Source organism: Kitasatospora sp. NPDC001095, assembly GCF_053598615.1.
In genome coordinates this window covers 200,672-217,026 of record NZ_JBSFKQ010000006.1, presented here as the reverse complement: position 1 = coordinate 217,026, position 16,355 = coordinate 200,672, and the positions used below count along the sequence as shown (strand labels likewise).

16 protein-coding genes and 2 pseudogenes are annotated in these 16,355 nt (G+C 72.1%); 7 read left to right on the top strand and 11 right to left on the bottom strand.

All coding sequences use genetic code 11. The annotated features are described in order from the left end of the window. Positions 1-35: 35 nt before the first annotated feature. Positions 36-527 (top strand): GNAT family N-acetyltransferase, encoded by a 492-nt coding sequence (locus tag ACWDBB_RS08630; RefSeq protein WP_449788855.1) that lies wholly within the window; start codon positions 36-38, stop codon positions 525-527. 112 nt (positions 528-639) lie between these two features. Here the strand turns inward: ACWDBB_RS08630 and ACWDBB_RS08625 are convergent, their stop codons facing one another. After that, positions 640-1,404 (bottom strand): SDR family NAD(P)-dependent oxidoreductase, encoded by a 765-nt coding sequence (locus ACWDBB_RS08625; protein WP_449788854.1) that lies wholly within the window; start codon positions 1,402-1,404, stop codon positions 640-642. Between the two features lie 154 nt (positions 1,405-1,558). Between ACWDBB_RS08625 and ACWDBB_RS08620 the strand changes: the two genes are divergently transcribed. Together ACWDBB_RS08620 and ACWDBB_RS08615 are read left to right on the top strand one after the other, a co-directional pair. Then, complete coding sequence (locus ACWDBB_RS08620; RefSeq protein WP_449788853.1) at positions 1,559-2,212, top strand: TetR family transcriptional regulator; 654 nt, start codon at positions 1,559-1,561, stop codon at positions 2,210-2,212. A gap of 294 nt (positions 2,213-2,506) precedes the next feature. Then, positions 2,507-3,649, top strand: a complete 1,143-nt coding sequence (locus ACWDBB_RS08615; protein WP_449788852.1) for an alpha/beta hydrolase — start codon at positions 2,507-2,509, stop codon at positions 3,647-3,649. A gap of 170 nt (positions 3,650-3,819) precedes the next feature. Here ACWDBB_RS08615 and ACWDBB_RS08610 read toward each other — a convergent pair whose 3' ends face one another. Beyond that, positions 3,820-4,149, bottom strand: coding sequence for a MoaF-related domain-containing protein (locus tag ACWDBB_RS08610; RefSeq protein WP_224275159.1), 330 nt, complete (start codon positions 4,147-4,149; stop codon positions 3,820-3,822). 210 nt (positions 4,150-4,359) lie between these two features. On the opposite strand from ACWDBB_RS08610, the gene ACWDBB_RS08605 reads away from it, so the two are divergent. Continuing rightward, complete coding sequence (locus ACWDBB_RS08605; protein WP_449788851.1) at positions 4,360-5,673, top strand: esterase/lipase family protein; 1,314 nt, start codon at positions 4,360-4,362, stop codon at positions 5,671-5,673. Between the two features lie 133 nt (positions 5,674-5,806). Here the strand turns inward: ACWDBB_RS08605 and ACWDBB_RS08600 are convergent, their stop codons facing one another. Beyond that, on the bottom strand, positions 5,807-6,754 hold the full coding sequence (locus tag ACWDBB_RS08600) for a hypothetical protein (protein ID WP_449788850.1): 948 nt from the start codon (positions 6,752-6,754) through the stop codon (positions 5,807-5,809). A 173-nt stretch (positions 6,755-6,927) separates the two neighbouring features. Further along, a complete protein-coding gene (locus ACWDBB_RS08595; protein ID WP_449788849.1) occupies positions 6,928-7,725 on the bottom strand; it encodes an IclR family transcriptional regulator in 798 nt (265 codons plus the stop codon). Between the two features lie 202 nt (positions 7,726-7,927). Between ACWDBB_RS08595 and aceB the strand changes: the two genes are divergently transcribed. Together aceB and ACWDBB_RS08585 are read left to right on the top strand one after the other, a co-directional pair. Continuing rightward, the gene (gene aceB / locus ACWDBB_RS08590; protein WP_449788848.1) at positions 7,928-9,580 is read left to right on the top strand and encodes a malate synthase A; all 1,653 of its coding nucleotides are present in this window, start codon (positions 7,928-7,930) and stop codon (positions 9,578-9,580) included. A 78-nt stretch (positions 9,581-9,658) separates the two neighbouring features. After that, entirely contained in the window at positions 9,659-10,045 is a 387-nt protein-coding gene (locus ACWDBB_RS08585; protein WP_449788847.1) for an allophanate hydrolase-related protein, read from the top strand. Positions 10,046-10,385: 340 nt separating this feature from the next. On the opposite strand, the gene ACWDBB_RS08580 is transcribed toward ACWDBB_RS08585, so the two are convergent. The 7 genes and pseudogenes from ACWDBB_RS08580 to ACWDBB_RS08550 form a co-directional block, all read right to left on the bottom strand. Then, positions 10,386-11,771 carry an 8-oxoguanine deaminase gene (locus ACWDBB_RS08580; protein WP_449788846.1) on the bottom strand — a complete coding sequence of 462 codons (1,386 nt, stop codon included), beginning with the start codon at positions 11,769-11,771 and terminating at the stop codon, positions 10,386-10,388. Positions 11,772-11,837: 66 nt separating this feature from the next. Then, a pseudogene (locus ACWDBB_RS08575) lies at positions 11,838-12,677 on the bottom strand (solute carrier family 23 protein); the annotation flags it as partial. Between the two features lie 124 nt (positions 12,678-12,801). Further along, positions 12,802-13,749: a factor-independent urate hydroxylase gene (gene pucL, locus ACWDBB_RS08570; RefSeq protein WP_449788845.1), complete on the bottom strand. Its 948-nt coding sequence runs from the start codon at positions 13,747-13,749 to the stop codon at positions 12,802-12,804. A 32-nt stretch (positions 13,750-13,781) separates the two neighbouring features. Next, complete coding sequence (gene uraH, locus ACWDBB_RS08565; RefSeq protein ID WP_449788844.1) at positions 13,782-14,117, bottom strand: hydroxyisourate hydrolase; 336 nt, start codon at positions 14,115-14,117, stop codon at positions 13,782-13,784. Positions 14,118-14,236: 119 nt separating this feature from the next. Beyond that, the gene (gene uraD / locus ACWDBB_RS08560) at positions 14,237-14,752 is read right to left on the bottom strand and encodes a 2-oxo-4-hydroxy-4-carboxy-5-ureidoimidazoline decarboxylase (RefSeq protein WP_449788843.1); all 516 of its coding nucleotides are present in this window, start codon (positions 14,750-14,752) and stop codon (positions 14,237-14,239) included. Positions 14,753-14,997: 245 nt separating this feature from the next. Further along, on the bottom strand, positions 14,998-15,378 hold the full coding sequence (locus tag ACWDBB_RS08555) for a helix-turn-helix domain-containing protein (RefSeq protein ID WP_449788842.1): 381 nt from the start codon (positions 15,376-15,378) through the stop codon (positions 14,998-15,000). Beyond that, a complete protein-coding gene (locus ACWDBB_RS08550) occupies positions 15,375-15,620 on the bottom strand; it encodes a thiamine-binding protein (protein WP_449788886.1) in 246 nt (81 codons plus the stop codon). Before ACWDBB_RS08550 ends, ACWDBB_RS08555 begins: the two co-directional genes overlap by 4 nt. A 250-nt stretch (positions 15,621-15,870) precedes the next feature. On the opposite strand from ACWDBB_RS08550, the pseudogene ACWDBB_RS08545 reads away from it, so the two are divergent. Next, positions 15,871-16,292, top strand: a pseudogene (locus ACWDBB_RS08545) (TIM barrel protein); the annotation flags it as partial. Positions 16,293-16,355: the final 63 nt, after the last annotated feature.

Here is a 16,355-nt window from a genome sequence, read left to right as displayed (position 1 = left end):
ACAGCCGTCGGGTGCGCCCTCTACGGTGCCCGCACATGGTGACGCCGACGCTCAGGACCCTGACGACCGCCGACTGGCCGCTCTGGCGGGAGCTCCGCCTCGCCGCCCTCACCGACGCGCCGGACGCCTTCAAGGCGGGCCTCGCCGACTGGCACCGGGGCGGCGAGGACCGCTGGCGTGACCGGCTCCGCGTCCCGGGCGCCCACCACGTCGCGGCGCTCCTGGACGGCGATCCGGTCGGTCTGGTCGGCGGCCTCCCCGGATCGCCGGACGGCGTACGGGAGTTGCGCTCGCTCTGGGTGGCTCCGCGGGCGCGCGGCCGGGGTGTCGCCGACCGGCTCGTCGAGGAGGTCGAGCGCTGGGCCCGGGACAGCGGCGGCACCACGCTGCGCCTCGCCGTCCTGCCCGGCAACGAAGCCGCGTTCGCCCTCTACCGCCGCCACGGCTTCGCCCGGCTCGCGGAGCGCGGTGACCTGCTCGCCGACGGGGTCACCCGGGAAGCACTCCTGGCGAAGCCCCTGCGGTGACGGCGGCCGCCGCGGCGGAGGCGGCGTGGAGGGAACACCAAGGCGGGGCCTGTGCCGTACGGGGGACGGCACAGGCCCCACCTCCCATCGGACCGACGGGTCGACCGACCGGTCACATGTGGGTGCCGCCGTCGATGCGGAGCTCGGTGCCGGTGACGAAGGCGCCGTCGTCGGAGGCGAGCATGGCGATCACGCCGGCCACCGTCTCCGGGCCGGCGAAGCCCTGGCCGAGGGCGGGGGAGAGCTTGGCCAGCAGGCTGAGGTCGGCGTCGGCGGGCAGGCCCGGGTTGTGGGTCATGCCGCTGTCGATGCTGCCCGGTGCGACGCAGACCGCGCGCAGGCCCTGCTTCGAGTACTCCGAGGCGATGGCGTGGGTGAAGGACTGGATGCCGCCCTTGGTCGCGGCGTACGCGGCCATGTAGGGGTGGGCGAAGCCCGCGGAGGTGGAGCTGAAGTTGACCACCACGCCCTTGCCGCCGGCGAGCAGCGCGGGGAGCGCCTCACGGGTCATCAGGAAGGTTCCGGTCAGGTTCACCGCGAGGAGCTTGTTCCAGAACTCCAGGCTGGTCTCGTGGGTGTGCGCGGAGCGGAGGATGCCGGCCGCGTTGACCAGCACGTCCAGACCGCCCAGGCCGGAGATCGCCTCGGCGACGCCCGCGACGACGGCCGCCTCGTCCGAGATGTCCAGCACCTGGATGGTCAGGCGGTCCGCGGTGCCCTCCGCGGTGGCGCGGTCCAGGGTCTTCTTCAGGCCGTCCTCGTTGACGTCGGCGGCGACGACGTTCCCGCCCTCGGCGAGGATCCGGTGCACGGTGGCCTGGCCGATGCCCGAGCCGCCGCCGGTGATCAGGACGTTCCGTCCGTTGAAGCGCTCCATGGTGGTCTCCGTTCGTTCGCGGTCTTTCGATCCCGATTGACACGGTACGCCTTAGCGGCACGTCGTGCCAAAAAGTCCATTCGTGCTGATCCGGCGTGACGTGCCACCAAGTCGCGGCGTGTCTCCTTGGCATTCGCCCGCGTAGGCTGGCCCCGTGACCGGACGCCCGACCCTGACCCAGCGCCGCCGTGAGGCCACTCGGCTGGAGATCGCCCGCGCCGCCGCCGCGCTCTTCGCCGAGCGGGGAGCGGAGGCGACCACCGCGGAGGAGATCGCCGTCGCCGCGGGCATCTCGCTGCGCACCTTCTACCGGTACTTCTCCGTCAAGGAGGACGCCGTCGCCCCGCTGCTCGCGGCGGGCGGGCAGGAGTGGGTGGAGCTGTTCGCGGCGAGCCCCGCGGACCTGCCGCTGCGGGAGGCGCTGGAGCGCGCGGCGGTCGCCTCGCTGACCCCGGCCGACGAGGGGCGGGTCGAGATGATGCAGTGGGCCCGCGGCCTGCTGCGCGACCCGAAGCTGAGCGCCACCTGGCAGCGCGTCCACGCCGACTCGGAGGAGCGGCTGCGGGTCGCCCTCACCGAGCGCTGCCCGGACGGCACCGACCCGCTGGAGATCCGGCTGGCAGCCGCCGCCGCGACCGCGGCGATCCGGGTGGCCCTGGAGCAATGGGCCTCCTCCGGCGCGGCCCTCGCCGGCCCCGGCTCCCCGCAGGACCTCGGTGCGCGCTGCATGCGCGAGCTCACGGCGGGGCTGCGGCTCTGGGAGCGGGTGGCGGACGGGGTGGGCGGGGCGGACGGGGTGGGTGGCTGAGCCGGCGGGTGACAGCGGCCCGGCGGTCGGTGGCGGACGACAGATGACAGATGGCAGGCGACAGATTGCGGGCGACAGATGTCGGCTGACAGAGTTCAGGTGACAACTTTCGAAATCTGTCATCTGAAAGTTGTCATCTGTTCGCCCCTCTCCCCGTAACCTCCCAGCCGCGATCAGCTTCCTCCCAGCCGGCGTTAGGGTTGTTCCTCGCGCCCCGGCGGGGGAACCGGGGTGACCTCCTCGGATGTCCCCAGCGGAGGGGACTGGAGTTCGAGGCGTGGGAGCAAGCAGGACATGGGTCTGACAAGCCACAAGGTGCTGGCGTTGACCGCACTGATCGCGGTCGTGATGATGGTCGGCACGGTCTGGTTGTGGCCCAGGCTCGCGAAGAGGACCTGGCAGGCGGTACTCGGCCGGATCGGTGCCCTGCTCGCCACCCAGCTCGCGGTGCTCGCCGCGCTCGGCCTGGTCGCCAACAACTACTTCGCCTTCTACAGCAGTTGGGACGACCTGCTGGGCACCGGCGACACCGGCCCGGTAGTCATCCACAACAAGGCGGACGCCTCCGGCCGGCTGATGGTGGAGACGATGGGCCAGGCCTCGGTCAAGGGCGGCGGCGCGATGGGCCGCGAGCCCGCCCAGTCCGGCGAGATCCGCAAGATCCGGATCGACGGCGCGGTCAGTCGGCTGTCCACCGAGGGCTACGTCTACCTGCCCCCGCAGTACTTCCAGCCGCAGTACGCCCAGAAGCAGTTCCCGGCGGTGATCGTCAGCACCGGATTCCCAGGAATCGCCGAGAATCTGATCACCCGCTTCAACTACCCGGGCGCCGCGCTCAAGCTGCTGCAGGAAGGGCGGATGCAGCCGACCGTCATGGTCCTGGTGCGCCCCTCGCCCGCGATGCCGCAGGACACCGAGTGCGAGGACGTCCCGAACGGCCCGCAGTCCGACACCTACTTCACCAAGGACGTCCCCTCGGCGATCCAGGCCAGCTTCCGGGTCTCCACCGACCCGCAGGCCTGGGCGTTCATGGGCAACTCGACCGGCGGCTACTGCGCGCTCAAGCTGGCCATGCGCCACCCGGACGTCTTCCCGACCGCCGTCGCCCTCTCCGCCTACTACGACGCCGCCGACGACCCGACCACGGGCGACCTCTTCGGCGGCAGCAAGCAGCGCCGCGACGAGGCCAACCTGTTCTGGCGGCTGAAGAACCTGCCGCAGCCGAAGGTGTCCGTGCTGCTGGCCGGCACCAAGAAGGGCGACGGCAACTACCGGCAGGAGACCGAGGCCTTCGTCGACGCGGTGCAGAGCCCGATGAAGGTCTCGTACAGCATGCTGGAGAACGGCGGCCACAACTTCGAGACCTGGAGCGCCCTGCTGCCCTCCTCGCTGGAGTGGCTGTCCCAGCACCTCAAGGTGCCGAACCAGGCGGCATGAACCCGGACGACCGGACCCCCGGAGCAGCGGCCCCGGGGGTCCGGTCGTTCAGTCGGACCGGGCCGTCCGGTCGGGCCGGGTCGTTCAATCGGACCGGGCCGTTCGGGCGGATCGGCTCGTACAGCTCGTTCCGCGGCCGTACGGCTCCGACAGCGCGGCGGTCCCGCCGCTCAGGCCACCCGCTCCAGCGTCCCGGTGTGCAGCTCGCCGACCCGGCCGCCCTCGCCCTCGAAGGTCCAGAAGGCGCGGACCGTCAGCTTGCCGAGGTCCATCACATGGCTGACGGTGATCCCGCTCTGCTCCGTCCAGCTGACGAAGTAGATCTCCGGCGCGACCTCGGCGACGTGCAGCCGCACGTCCTCCCACTGGCCCGCGGACTCGCCGAGGCCCTCCCAGCGCAGCCGCGTGCCGTCGGCCGAGTAGGTGTTGCGGAAGGCCGCGCCGTTGTCGGCCCGGAAGAGGTAGGTACGGCCGGCGAAGGCGGGCAGGGGCGCGGTCATGGTGGGGCGGGTCCTCGTCTCTGTCAGGTCGTGGCGAGCACCCGGTCGGGCTCGCCGCTCTTGTGCACGGCGGATGATGGCCGACGTCCAATTTATCCGACCGGGCGCAGTCGGTCAGGCACTCGCCACGGTACGGTCCGCCACCGCGCGGTCGCCCGGGTGTGCGACCGGCACATGGGCAGGGCCGCGCGCCGGTCCTACCGTCCGGCCATGAGACGTACCCCCACACGCCCCAGCCCGACCACGCGCCCCGGCAGGAGGCGCGTCCCCACCGCCCTCACCGCCGTGCTGCTGACCCTGGCCGCCGCCCTCCTCGGCACCCCCACCGCCGCCCAGGCGGGCACGGCCCAGGTCACGGCCACGGCCCCCCTCACCCTGGAAGCCACCTTCCCCACCCCCGGCAACGGCTGGGCCAAGGTCGAGCGCTACCTCGACACCACCCCCGGCTTCGGTGCCGAGCAGTTCCCCTCCGACGGCCGCGGCGACCAGGACGGAGCCCGCCGGACGTACTTCGGCACCGCCCGGCCCTCCTCCGCCCGCTTCCTGCTGTACTCCGCCGCCGGCTGGGACACCGGCAGCCAGGCCACCCCCGTCCTGCTGGTCCACGGCGCCAACGACAACGCCGACCGCGCCTGGGCGAACCCGGGGGAGAGCGGCACCTGCGGCGCCGCAAGCTGCCCGTCGACCGGGCTCGCCCAGTACCTCGCCGGCAACGGCCGCCGGGTCTTCGCGATCGGCTTCGCCCACAAGCACGGAGACAACCTGCTCCAGGCACAGGCCGTCGGCGACGCCGTCGCACTGATCCGGTCCCGGCTCGGGGTCCCCCAGGTCGACGTGGTGGCCTGGAGCAAGGGCGAGGTCGCCGCCCGGGCGTACGTGTCCTCGGTGAAGCCCTCCTGGGGGAGGGCGTACGCGGGCGACGTGCGTCGGCTGATCACCCTCGGCGGTCCGCACGGCGGGCTCGACTACGTGTACGCGCACGGCTGGGACTTCGACCTGGTCACCTGGCCGGCCTGCGGCGGCACCGCCAACGCGCCGTCCCCGCACCTCTACATGACCTGCTACGGCACGTACACCGCGCAGCCCTGCCTCGGGGTGCTGCCGAGCGGCGGCTACGACTGCTACCCGGGCCAGCGCCAGCTGCTCGCCCGCTGGGACGGCACCTACGGGGTGGACACCACCGCGCAGGACTGGTGGACCACCTACTACGGAGGCCAGGGCTTCTACACCTCCGGCCAGGGCATCCAGGCGGCGATCGACGCGGGCTCGCTGATCGCCCCGCTCCGGCAGGCCGGCATTCCGGCCTCGGTACGCACCTACCTGCTGGCGGGCGGGTCCGCCGACATCCCGGGCGTGCTCAACGAGGGCCGCGGGCCGAGCGACGGCCTGGTCTTCACCGCGAGCGCGCTGGACACCACCGGCATCGCGACGGTCGGCGGCACCCGGCTGCTCACCGGCCTCAACCACCTGAAGCTCGCCTGGGCACCGGACGCGGCGAGCCAGGTCAACGCCTGGCTGAGCTGAGTCGGGAAAACCGATCAACTCAACTGCCGTGCAGCGTCGTTGATCGCGACCGGTCCACCCCGCGCCGCAGCGGAACTCCCCGATCACCGTCGCCCGGTCGACAGGGCCACCCCTGCCGACCGGGCCACGTGACTCAGGAACCGGCAGCCGTCTCGACCACCGTGATGTCGAACGGCTGCCGGTTGTTGCCCTCGTTCCGGTCGTCCGCGCTGCGCACCGTGACCGAGCCGCCGCTCAGCCTGCCCGCCGGCAACTCCGGGTCGAGCCGGACCGGGATGAGGGCGGTCGCGCTGCGCCCCTCCCGCAGCCCGGGCCCGAACACGCAGCGCACCACGCGGCCGTGGCCCGTCACCTGGCAGTCGGACGGGAAGAACGGGCCCTCGGGGCTGACCCCCTCCGGCAGGCTGACCAGGACCGTGAACGGGGAGGCGGTGCTCTCCGGGCCGCCGTTGCCGGCGAAGGCGCGGACGGTCGTGGTGCCGCCGGGTGTCGCCGCGTCCGGGTCCGACCGGACCACCTCCAGGTCGGAGGCGGACGGCCGCGCGACGGCGGGCGCGGGCAGCGTGGAGGCCCCGGACGTTCCGGACCCGGCGTCGGACCCGGAACCCGCTCCTGGCTTCGCCCCCGGTGTCGCCGGTGCGGGCAGGGTGGAGACCCCGGGAGTCGCCGGTGCCGGCAGGGTGGAGACCCCAGGCGTCGCCGGCGCGGGCAGGGTGGAGACCCCGGGAGTCGCCGGTGCCGGCAGGGTGGAGGCCCCGGGAGTCGCCGGCGCGGGCAGGGTGGACGGTGTACCCGTCGCGAGGACCTCCACCGCGGGCCGGGGCTCAGGCCGGCGCAGCGCCCAGGACGGGTCGCCGGCCAGCACCGTCACCGCGCACCCCGCCGCCACGGCCGCGACCAGCCCGGCCCCGCCGAACCCGCGGCCGCCCGCGACGCGCCGTGCGCTGCCATGCCGTGCGCCGTCACCCCGCGCGCCGTCACCCCGCACGTCCTCGCCTCGCGCGTCCTCGCCTCGAACGTCGGCATCGCGTACCCCGCCGCCCGGTGCGGCCTCCCACGCGTCCCGGTGCTGCTGCTCCATCCCCGCTCACCCTGCCCTCGCGTCCCGGCCGCCCGCGCCGTTGCGGGCCGCGTCGGCACCAGGGTGGCGGAGCCGTCGCCGGAGCCCGGTGGCAACCCGCCCGCCGTCCGCTCGAACGGATGACGGGCGCGCCGTCCCGACCGGGTCGGCCGGCAACTGGGGTTGACGGGTTGTCAGGGGGCGAGGACCTGCCCCAGCCGGGTCGCGATCTGGTGCATCACCGGCACCAGGGAGGCGTCCCCGTCCTGCTCCTCCAGGGCGCGGATCCGGGCCTCCGGTCCGGAGACCGAGAGCGCGGTGGGCGTCGGCGCGCCCGGGACGGCGAGCGCGATGCAGCGGACGCCGATCTCCTGCTCCTGGTCGTCGACCACGTAGCCGCGGTCGCGGGCCTCGGCGAGCTGGCGCATCAGCTCCTGCGGGTCGGTGACCGTGTACTCGGTGTGCGCGGGCAGCGGGTTGGGGCCGAGGACGGCGCGGGCCTCGTCCTCGGGCAGCTGGGCGAGCAGCGCCTTGCCGACGCCGGTGCAGTGCGGCTGGACCCGTCGGCCGACCTCGGTGAACATCCGCATCGAGCGGCGCGACTGCACCTGCCCGACGTACACCACCTCGCCGCCCTCCAGCACCGCCAGGTTGGCCGTCTCGCCGGTGGCCTCCATGAGTTCGGCCAGGTAGGGGCGGGCCCAGCTGCCCAGCAGGCGGCCGGCCGTCTCGCCGAGCCGGATCAGCCGGGGGCCGAGGGTGTAGCGGCGCGCGGTGTCCTGACGGACATAGCCCTGCTGGACGAGGGTACGAACCAGCCGGTGGATGGTCGGCATCGGGAGGCCGGAACTGGTGGAGAGCTCGCTGAGGGTGGCCACGCCGCCGGAGTCGGCCAGCGCCTCCAGGAGCTGGAAGGCGCGCTCGACGGACTGCACGCCGCCGCTCGCGCGGTCCGCGCCTGTCGTCGATGCTGAGTCGGGGGTCGCGGCCACCGGTGTTTCCTTCACTGTCGGGGAGGAGCGGATTCCCGGCGAACTCTTCAACAAATCGTTGAAATTCTGTATCGCGGAAACTAGTCTCCACCTTACAGAATCGAACCCCGCCGGCCGGCGGGTGCCGATCGCGGAAGTTCCCCGAGGAAGTTCCTGCCGGAGCTCCCTCGCCAGGCTCAACCGTCTTAGGAGTGTCCTGCTCATGGCTGCAGATCAGGGGTCCGTCGGTTCCTCCCCCGCCGCTCCGGTCGTCACCGTCGCCGGTCCTCGCGTCCATCGGTCGGAGGAGGTGCTCACCGCGGAGGCGACCGCCTTCGTCGCCGGACTCCACCGCGCCTTCGAAGGGCGCCGACAGGAGCTGCTGGCCCGGCGGAAGGCCCGCCGCGCCGAGATCGCCGCCGCCGGGACTCTGGACTTCCTCCCCGAGACCGCCTCGGTCCGGGCCGCGGACTGGAAGGTCGCCGAGGCACCCCGCGCGCTCCAGGACCGCCGGGTCGAGATCACCGGCCCGACCGACCGCAAGATGGTCGTCAACGCGCTCAACTCCGGGGCGCGGATCTGGCTCGCGGACTTCGAGGACGCCACCTCGCCGACCTGGGAGAACGTGATCGGCGGCCAGCTCAACCTGATCGACGCCTTCGAGGGCCGGATCGACTTCACCAGCGCCGCGGGCAAGGCCTACACCCTCAAGCCCGCCGCCGAACTCGCCACCGTCGTGGTCCGCCCGCGCGGCTGGCACCTGGACGAGAACCACCTGCTGGTCGACGGCACTCCGATGGCCGGCGCGTTCGTCGACTTCGGCCTCTACTTCTTCCACAACGCCGCCCGGCTGCTGGCCAAGGGCGCCGAGGACCCCAACTCCGGCCCGTACTTCTACCTGCCGAAGACCGAGAGCCACCTCGAGGCCCGGCTGTGGAACGACGTGTTCACCCACGCCCAGGCCGAACTCGGCATCCCGCACGGCACGATCCGGGCGACCGTCCTGATCGAGACCATCACCGCCGCGTTCGAGATGGACGAGATCCTCCACGAGCTGCGCGACCACGCGGCCGGCCTCAACGCCGGACGCTGGGACTACCTGTTCTCGATCGTCAAGAACTTCCGCGACGCCGGCGAGCACTACATCCTGCCCGACCGCAACAGCGTCACCATGGCCTCGCCGTTCATGGCCGCCTACACCCGGCTGCTGGTGCAGACCTGCCACCGGCGCGGCGCCCACGCGATCGGCGGCATGGCCGCGTTCATCCCGAGCCGCCGCGACCCGGAGGTCAACGCGGCCGCGCTGGAGAAGGTCAAGGCGGACAAGGACCGCGAGGCCGGCAACGGCTTCGACGGCTCCTGGGTCGCCCACCCCGACCTGGTGCCCGTCGCCCGGGCCTGCTTCGACGCGGTGCTCGGCGAGCGGCCCCACCAGAAGGACAACCCCGGCCCGGCCGAACCGGTCACCGCCGCCCAGCTGCTCGACATCGCCGGCGCCGGCGGCAGGTGCACCCGCGCAGGGCTGCACAACGCCGTCCAGGTCGGCATCCGCTACATCGAGGCCTGGCTGCGCGGACTCGGGGCCGTCGGCATCTTCAACATGATGGAGGACGCCGCCACCGCCGAGATCTCCCGCTCGCAGATCTGGCAGTGGATCCACAACGGGGTCGTGCTGTCCGACACCGGCGAGAAGACCACCGTCGAACTGGTCCGCGCCCTGGTCGCCACCGAGCTCGCCGAACTCCGCGCCGAACTGGGGGAGGAGGCCTACGGCGCCGGCCGCTGGTGCGAGGCCGCCCGGCTCTTCGAACAGGTCGCCCTGGCCGAGGAGTTCGTGGACTTCCTGACCCTCCCCGCGCTCCCCCTGCTGGGCTGAGCCCCCGGCCGGCCCGGCCCGTTCCGTTTCGCCCGTACGGAACGGCCTCCCTCGTTTTCCCGCACAGGAGTCGAACCCATGGCACGCATCTTCTTCAACGGCCAGGCGATGGTCGGCGGCCCCTTCCACGCGAAGGTCGCCGACGCGCTGGTCGGGCCGGCCCGGACCGCGCCCGGCTACCGCTTCTTCTCCATCGACGACGTGTGCCCCGGCCTCCTGCGCGACCCCGCCGTCGACACCGCGATCGAGGGCGAGCTGTACGACATCAGCCTGGAACACCTGCGGGACGCCATCCTCCCCGGCGAGCCGCGCGAACTGGAGCTGGGTGTGATCGAGCTGGAGGACGGCTCCGCGTGCCTGTCCATGCTGCTCGCCCGGGGCGAGGTGGAGCGCGGCGTCCACCGCGAGATCACCCATCACGGCGGCTGGCGCGCCTATCTGGCCACGCTGGGGCGAACGGCCTGACGGCTGACAGTCGACGGATGACAGATGGCAGCTGACAACTTTCGTCATCTGTCATCTGTCATCCGTCATCGGTCGGCCGTCGGCTGTTCGCCGTCATCCGTCGACCGCCCGTCGCCAGGTCGTCCCCCGGCCCGCTGCGCCGGTAGAGGACGCTGCGCCCGTGCAGGGTGCGCTCCAGTAGGCCGGCGCGCCGTCTCCCGCAGCCAGCGAGGCCGCCGGGGCGGGTTCGTGGCCTTCGTCGCCCCGACGGCCAAGGCCATGAACAGATAACAGATGACGAAAGTTGTCAGCCGTCATCTGTCCGCCCCCTCCCCGGACACCCCGGAGCCCGATGCGGGTGTCAGACCGGACGGGCCGCCAGCTCGCGGGCGGCCCGCGCACAGTCGCGTGCGATCCGGTCCTCGTCGACGGTGGTCAGCTGCCCCTTCTCGACCACCGCGTTGCCGTTGACGAACAGCACCGACAGCGGCGGCAGTGCGCCGAAGGTGAGCGCGGCGACCGGATCGGCGATGGACGAGTGCATGATCCCGTCGATCTTCCACAGCGCCAGGTCGGCCAGCTTGCCGGCCTCGACCGAGCCGATCTCGTCCTGCCGCCCGAGCACCCGGGCGCCGCCCATGGTGCCCAGGCGCAGTGCCTGCCGCCCGGTGAGCGCGGCGGGGGAGCCGTGCAGCCGGTTGATCAGCAGCGCGTTGCGCAGCTCGGTGCCCAGTTCGCCGGACTCGTTGGAGGCGGCGCCGTCCACCCCGAGCCCGACCGGGACGCCGGCCCGGAGCATGTCGGGCACCCGGGCGATGCCGGCCGCCAGGCGGGCGTTGGAGGACGGGCAGTGGGCGACGCCGGTGCCGGTCTGGGCGAACTTGGCGATGTCGGAGTCGTTCATGTGCACGCAGTGCGCCATCCAGACGTCCTCGCCGAGCCAGCCCACCGACTCGAAGTAGTCGGTCGGCCCCATGCCGAACAGCTCCCTGCAGAACTGTTCCTCCTCGGCCGTCTCCGAGCCGTGGGTGTGCAGCCGGACGCCCTTGCGGCGGGCGAGTTCGGCGGACCGGCGGAGCAGCTCGGTGGAGACGGAGAAGGGCGAGCACGGCGCCACCGCGATGTGCAGCATCGAGCCGAAGGAGGAGTCGTGGTACCGGTCCACGGCGGCCTCGGACGCGGCCAGGATGTCGTCCGGTTCCTCGACGGCGTGGTCCGGCGGCAGCCCGCCGTCCTTCCGGGAGCGGTCCATCGAGCCGCGCAGGGCGGTGAAGCGCAGGCCGAGTTCCCGGACGGCCTCGATGGAGGCGCCGAGGACGTCGCCGCCGTCCTTGGGGAAGACGTAGTGGTGGTCGGCCGCGGTGGTGCAGCCGGACTTGAGCAGCGCGGCGGCGGAGCCCTGGCTGGCCGCGTGCACGAGCTTCTCGTCGACCCTCGCCCAGGTCGGGTAGAGGGCGACCAGCCAGTCGAACAGGATGTGGTCCTGGGCCAGGCCACGGGTGATCCACTGGTAGAAGTGGTGGTGGGTGTTGACCAGGCCGGGGGTGACGAGGTGGCCCTCGCCGTCGATCCGGCGCACCACGTCGTCCAGCCATGCGGGGGCGGGGCCGTCGCCCACCGCCTCGATGGTGTTGCCGAGAATGACGACGTGGCCGCGGGCGTACTCGGTGTCGTTCGTGTCCACGGTGGCGATCGCGGCGTTCTCGATCACGATCCGCTGGTCGCCGGGCGGGGGCTGGACTGCCATGTGTGACTCCTAGGGGAGGGCCGGAGGGAGCGTACGCCGCACGGCGCACGCCCCTCCCCGGACCGGTCAGGACGGTCTCGCCGTCGGAACTTCCGGAACCACCGGAGCCGCCGGAACCACCGGAGCCGCCGGAACCGGCGCGCCGGAGGCCGGGCCGGACCCGGGTCGGCGGGCGGCGCCAAAGTGGTGGAAGAGCAGGTTGAGCAGGGCGGCCATCACGCAGCCGGCCGAGATCCCCGAGTGCAGCAGGGTCCGGGCGGCCCTCCGGGAAGGAGTCGTAGAACGTCGGCGCGGCGATCGGGATGATGCCGACACCGAGCGAGACCGCCGCCAGGACAGTGTGCGAGTTGGACTCCATGCCCGCCTCCGCGAGTGTGCGGATGCCGCTGGCCGCGACCGTGCCGAAGAGCACGGTCCCGGCGCCGCCGAGGACGGGCTGCGGAACCGGCGAGACGACCGAGCCCAGCACGGGGAACAGCCCCAGTAGGACCAGGATGCCTCCGCCGGCCGCGACCACGAAGCGGCTGCGGATCCTCGTCAGCGCCACCAGCCCGATGTTCTGGGCGAAGGCGCTGGCGGCGAAGCCGTTGAGGACGGGACTGAGCGCGGTGGCCAGACCGTCCGCCCGCAGGCCGGCGGCGAGGGTGGGTTCGTCCGCCTCGCGATCGACGATCCGGCCGAGGGCGAGCATGTCGGCGGTGGACCCGGCCATCGAGACCACCATGACGATGCACATCGAGACGATCGCGGCGGCGTCGAACTGAGGCGCGCCGAAGTGGAACGGGGAGGGGAGCGCGAAGATCTTCGCGTTCTGTACCGAGCCGAAGTGGCCAGCCCCAGCGGGAAGGCGATCAGGGTGCCGAGTGCCAGGCCGACGAGCGGTGACAGCTGCTGCCAGAAACCGCGCGGAGTGCTGCCCGAGGCGGAGCACGGGGTGGAACGACCGGTGCTGTTCGGAGCGGAACGACAAGTGGAGCGCGAGGGCCGGTTGGCGCGGCGCTTCCGGGCGGCGTCCACCTGGTGGGGGAGGTCAGGTGACCGGGATGACCGGGACGACGCCCTCGCGGTGCACGGTGCCCTCGATCAGGCCGTACATGCGGTCCGCGGCGTAGTAGACCTCGTTCTCGTTCCTGAGGCCGAACGGCTCCAGGTCGACCAGGAAGTGGTGCTTGTTCGGCAGTTCGAGGCGGACCTCGTCCACCTCGGCGCGGTTGTCGAGGACCCGGGTGCCCATCGCGTGCAGCGTCTGCTGCAGCGAGTAGGAATAGGTCTCGGCGAAGGCCTCCAGCAGGTGCCGCTTCACCTGGGTGTAGGAGCGGTTCCAGTCGGGCTGCGCCTCGCCGTCCCGCCCGCTGTGGCCGAACTTCCACCGGGCGGTCACCTGGGTGGCGAGGATGCGGTCGTACGCCTCCTCGAGGGTGGTGTAGTCGTCCTTGATGTAGCCCCAGAACTCCGAGTCGGTGGAGTTCATGACGACCAGGTCCTTCAGGCCCGAGATGACCCGGACGGCTTCCCCGTCGTAGACGATCTCGCTGGTACGGACCTCCTGGCCGCTGCGGACGAAGGAGTGGCCCACCTCCACCTCCTTCTCCTCCTCCACCTCCTCCTCCGAGCCGATGAAGCCGGCCGAGCCGTCCCGCGACCGGATCCGCTCCCAGGCGTACTCCTCGATCCGGATCCGGGCGCCGTGCACGACGCCGCGCTCCGTGTCGTCGACGAAGTGGCGGGCCAGGAGGATGCCGAACGCCTCGGCCGACTCGATGCCGTACTCCTTGGCGAAGGCGTAGACGGTGTTCTTGATGGTGTCGGTGGGCAGGCAGTTGGCGTTGGACCCGGTGAGGTGGACGTCGTCGAACTCGCCGCGCAGCGAGACCGAGACGTTCAGGTCCTTGATCTCGTGCCGGGCGGAGTCGCGGTGGATCCGGACGATGCGGTTCTCCGCCTTGCCGTACTGGTTCTGACCGAGCACGTGGGCCATGACGTGGCTCCTAGGCTTTCCAGGTCGGTCCACTAGCTTCCGCGGTAGACCGAGTATCCGAACGGACTGAGCAGCAGCGGCACGTGGTAGTGGTGCTGTTCGGGCGCGACCGTGAAGACGATCGAGACCTCGGGGAAGAACGGAGGCGCGGAGGACTCGGGTGCGTGGTACGCGCCGGTGTCGAAGAGCAGCCGGACGACCGAGCCCGCCTCCACGGCCGGCAGGTCCCTGGCCCGGCCGTCGGAATCCGTGGCGCAGGTGCCGAGCACCTGCCAGCCGCTCTCGGTGTGCAGTGCGAGCTCGACCGGGACGCCTTCGGCCGGCCGGCCGAGGCTGGTGTCGAGCACGTGGGTGGAGATGCCGGTCATCGGTGAAGTTGCCTTACCTGTGGCGTGGATGGCGAAGCGTCAGTTGTGGGGCGAGGCGAGCGGATGTGAATCCGGACGCCCGGCCAGTGCGATGTCGTCGCCACGAATGTGACGAAGCGTCAGGACAGGTGTCGGGATGTGTCGAGCAGGCGATTGAGCCGGATGTCGTTGATCTTGCGAAGCTCCTCGCGGACGATCTCCGCCTCGGTGGCCGCGTCGTTGGGGTGGCGCTCGCGCAGCGCGGCGAGCAGGCCGACCGCGGAGCGGCCGGTCGCGCAGATCAGGAACACGTGGCCGAACTTGGCCTCATAGGCCGCGTTGGCCTCGTTCAGCTCGTCGAGGACCGCCTGGTCCACGCCCCGGATTCCGGCCTGTTCGCGCTCGGAAGTGGCGTCGCCCGTCAGGGGCTCGCCGATCCGGGCATGGCCGGCCACCGCGTCGCGCAGGTCCTCGGCCGTCAGGGACGCCACGGCGGCCGCGTTGGCGGCGAGCAGGGCCTCGCGGTCGGACCAGGGCTTGTCCGCCGCGACCGCGGCGGCCCAGCGGGGGCTGGAGCAGACCTCCAGCAGGATCCCTTCCAGCTCCGCGGCATCGGCCGCGGCCAGGGCGTCGAGGGTGTGGGGGTGGTTGGTCACGAGTGGACCTCCTGGAGAGTGGTGCCACCCGGAAAAGCTAGATCGGGCCCACCCGGTCGTCAACACTTTGTTGAACGATTGGTGGCTGCGTTTCGAACGGGGCCGCGATGTCGGGCCCTTTCGTGTGCGATTCGCCAAGTGTGCCCCGCCGCAAGCCGATCCAGTCCTGTCGTGGCGGCGGGGTCACCCGTTCGGAAGCCCCGCGGCGGGGTCCGGGCGCGCCCCGGAGGGCGCCGAACCGGGCGTCAGGACGACTTCGCGCCGTCCTGGCGGTTCAGGTAGTTGTACACGGTGAAGCGGCTGACGCCCAGGGCCGAGGCAACGGTCTCCACGCCGTGGCGGACGGTGAACGCGCCGCGCTCCTCCAGCAGGGCGACGACCCGCTGCTTCTGCGACCGGTCGAGCTCGGCCAGCGGGCGGCCGTCGAACTGGCGGGTCATCTCGGCGAGCATCCGGTCCAGCGCGCTGCTCAGGTGCGGCAGCCGGACGGCCAGGGCGGGGGCGCCCTCCCACTCCAGGACCACGTCGTCGGGCTTCGCCTCGTTCAGGGGGACGGGCGTCGCGCCGACCGCGGCCAGCAGCGGCTTCACCGCCGCGGCGAGCGGGTGTTCCACGTTCTCGGTCACGGCGTACCGTCCTCCTCGCCCAGCACGCTGACCTGGACCGAGATCCGGGTCGCCCCGGCGTCCAGCGTCTCCTTGAGCAGCTTGGTCACCGCGGCCAGGACCTGCTCGGCCTCGCCCTCCGCACCGGTGCCGAAGGGGCCGACGGACACGGCCAGGCCGGCCGCGTCGACGACCTCGCGAGCCGCCGCGGCGTGCTCCGGGAACGCGTCCAGTTCGAACGGTTCTGTCGTGAACTCCACCATCAATCGCACGGGGTCACTGTAGCGAGCGGGGGTGCGGACGGGGCAGGGGCTTGGGTGATCGAACGGTCCGGCCCCCGCGAGCGGCGACAGCCCGGCCCCGCGAGCCCCGAGGCGACTTCAACAAAATGTTGCAACTCCCTTGATGCTCGCTCGGTCGGCCGGAGATGCTTCCATCGTCTTCCATTGCGCAGAATCCTCTTCCGTATCGTGGAAATCGGCGAGGGAAGAGGGCTGAGAGGGGAGTAGCGACATGACGGCGGCTGCCAGGCACGGCTTCACGGTCAACCTGTCGATCCTGTTCGGCGAACTGCCGCTCCCGAAGCGGCCGCCGCGGCCGCCGCGGCCGGATTCACCGCCGCCGAACTGTGGTGGCCCTTCGGGGCGGAGCACGAACCCTCGCGGGCCTAACTGCACGCGCTGCGCAGGGCGTTCACCCACGCCGGCGTGCGGCTCACCGGCCTCAACCTGCTGGACGGCCTGAGCGAGGGTGCCCGTGGGACCGTCTCGCTACCGTCCGAGCGGGACCGCTACCACGCCAACCTCCCGGTCGCCGCGGAACTCGCCGCCTCGCTCGGCGCCACCGCGCTCAACGCGCTGTACGGCAACCGGGTCGAGGGCGTCGACCCGGTCGAGCAGGACGCGCTCGCGCTGGAGCACCTGGTGCTCGCTGCGCTGGAGTACCGCCCCTCCACCGGGGTCAGCGCCGACAGCGCGAGCTGGACTTCGAGGACCTGT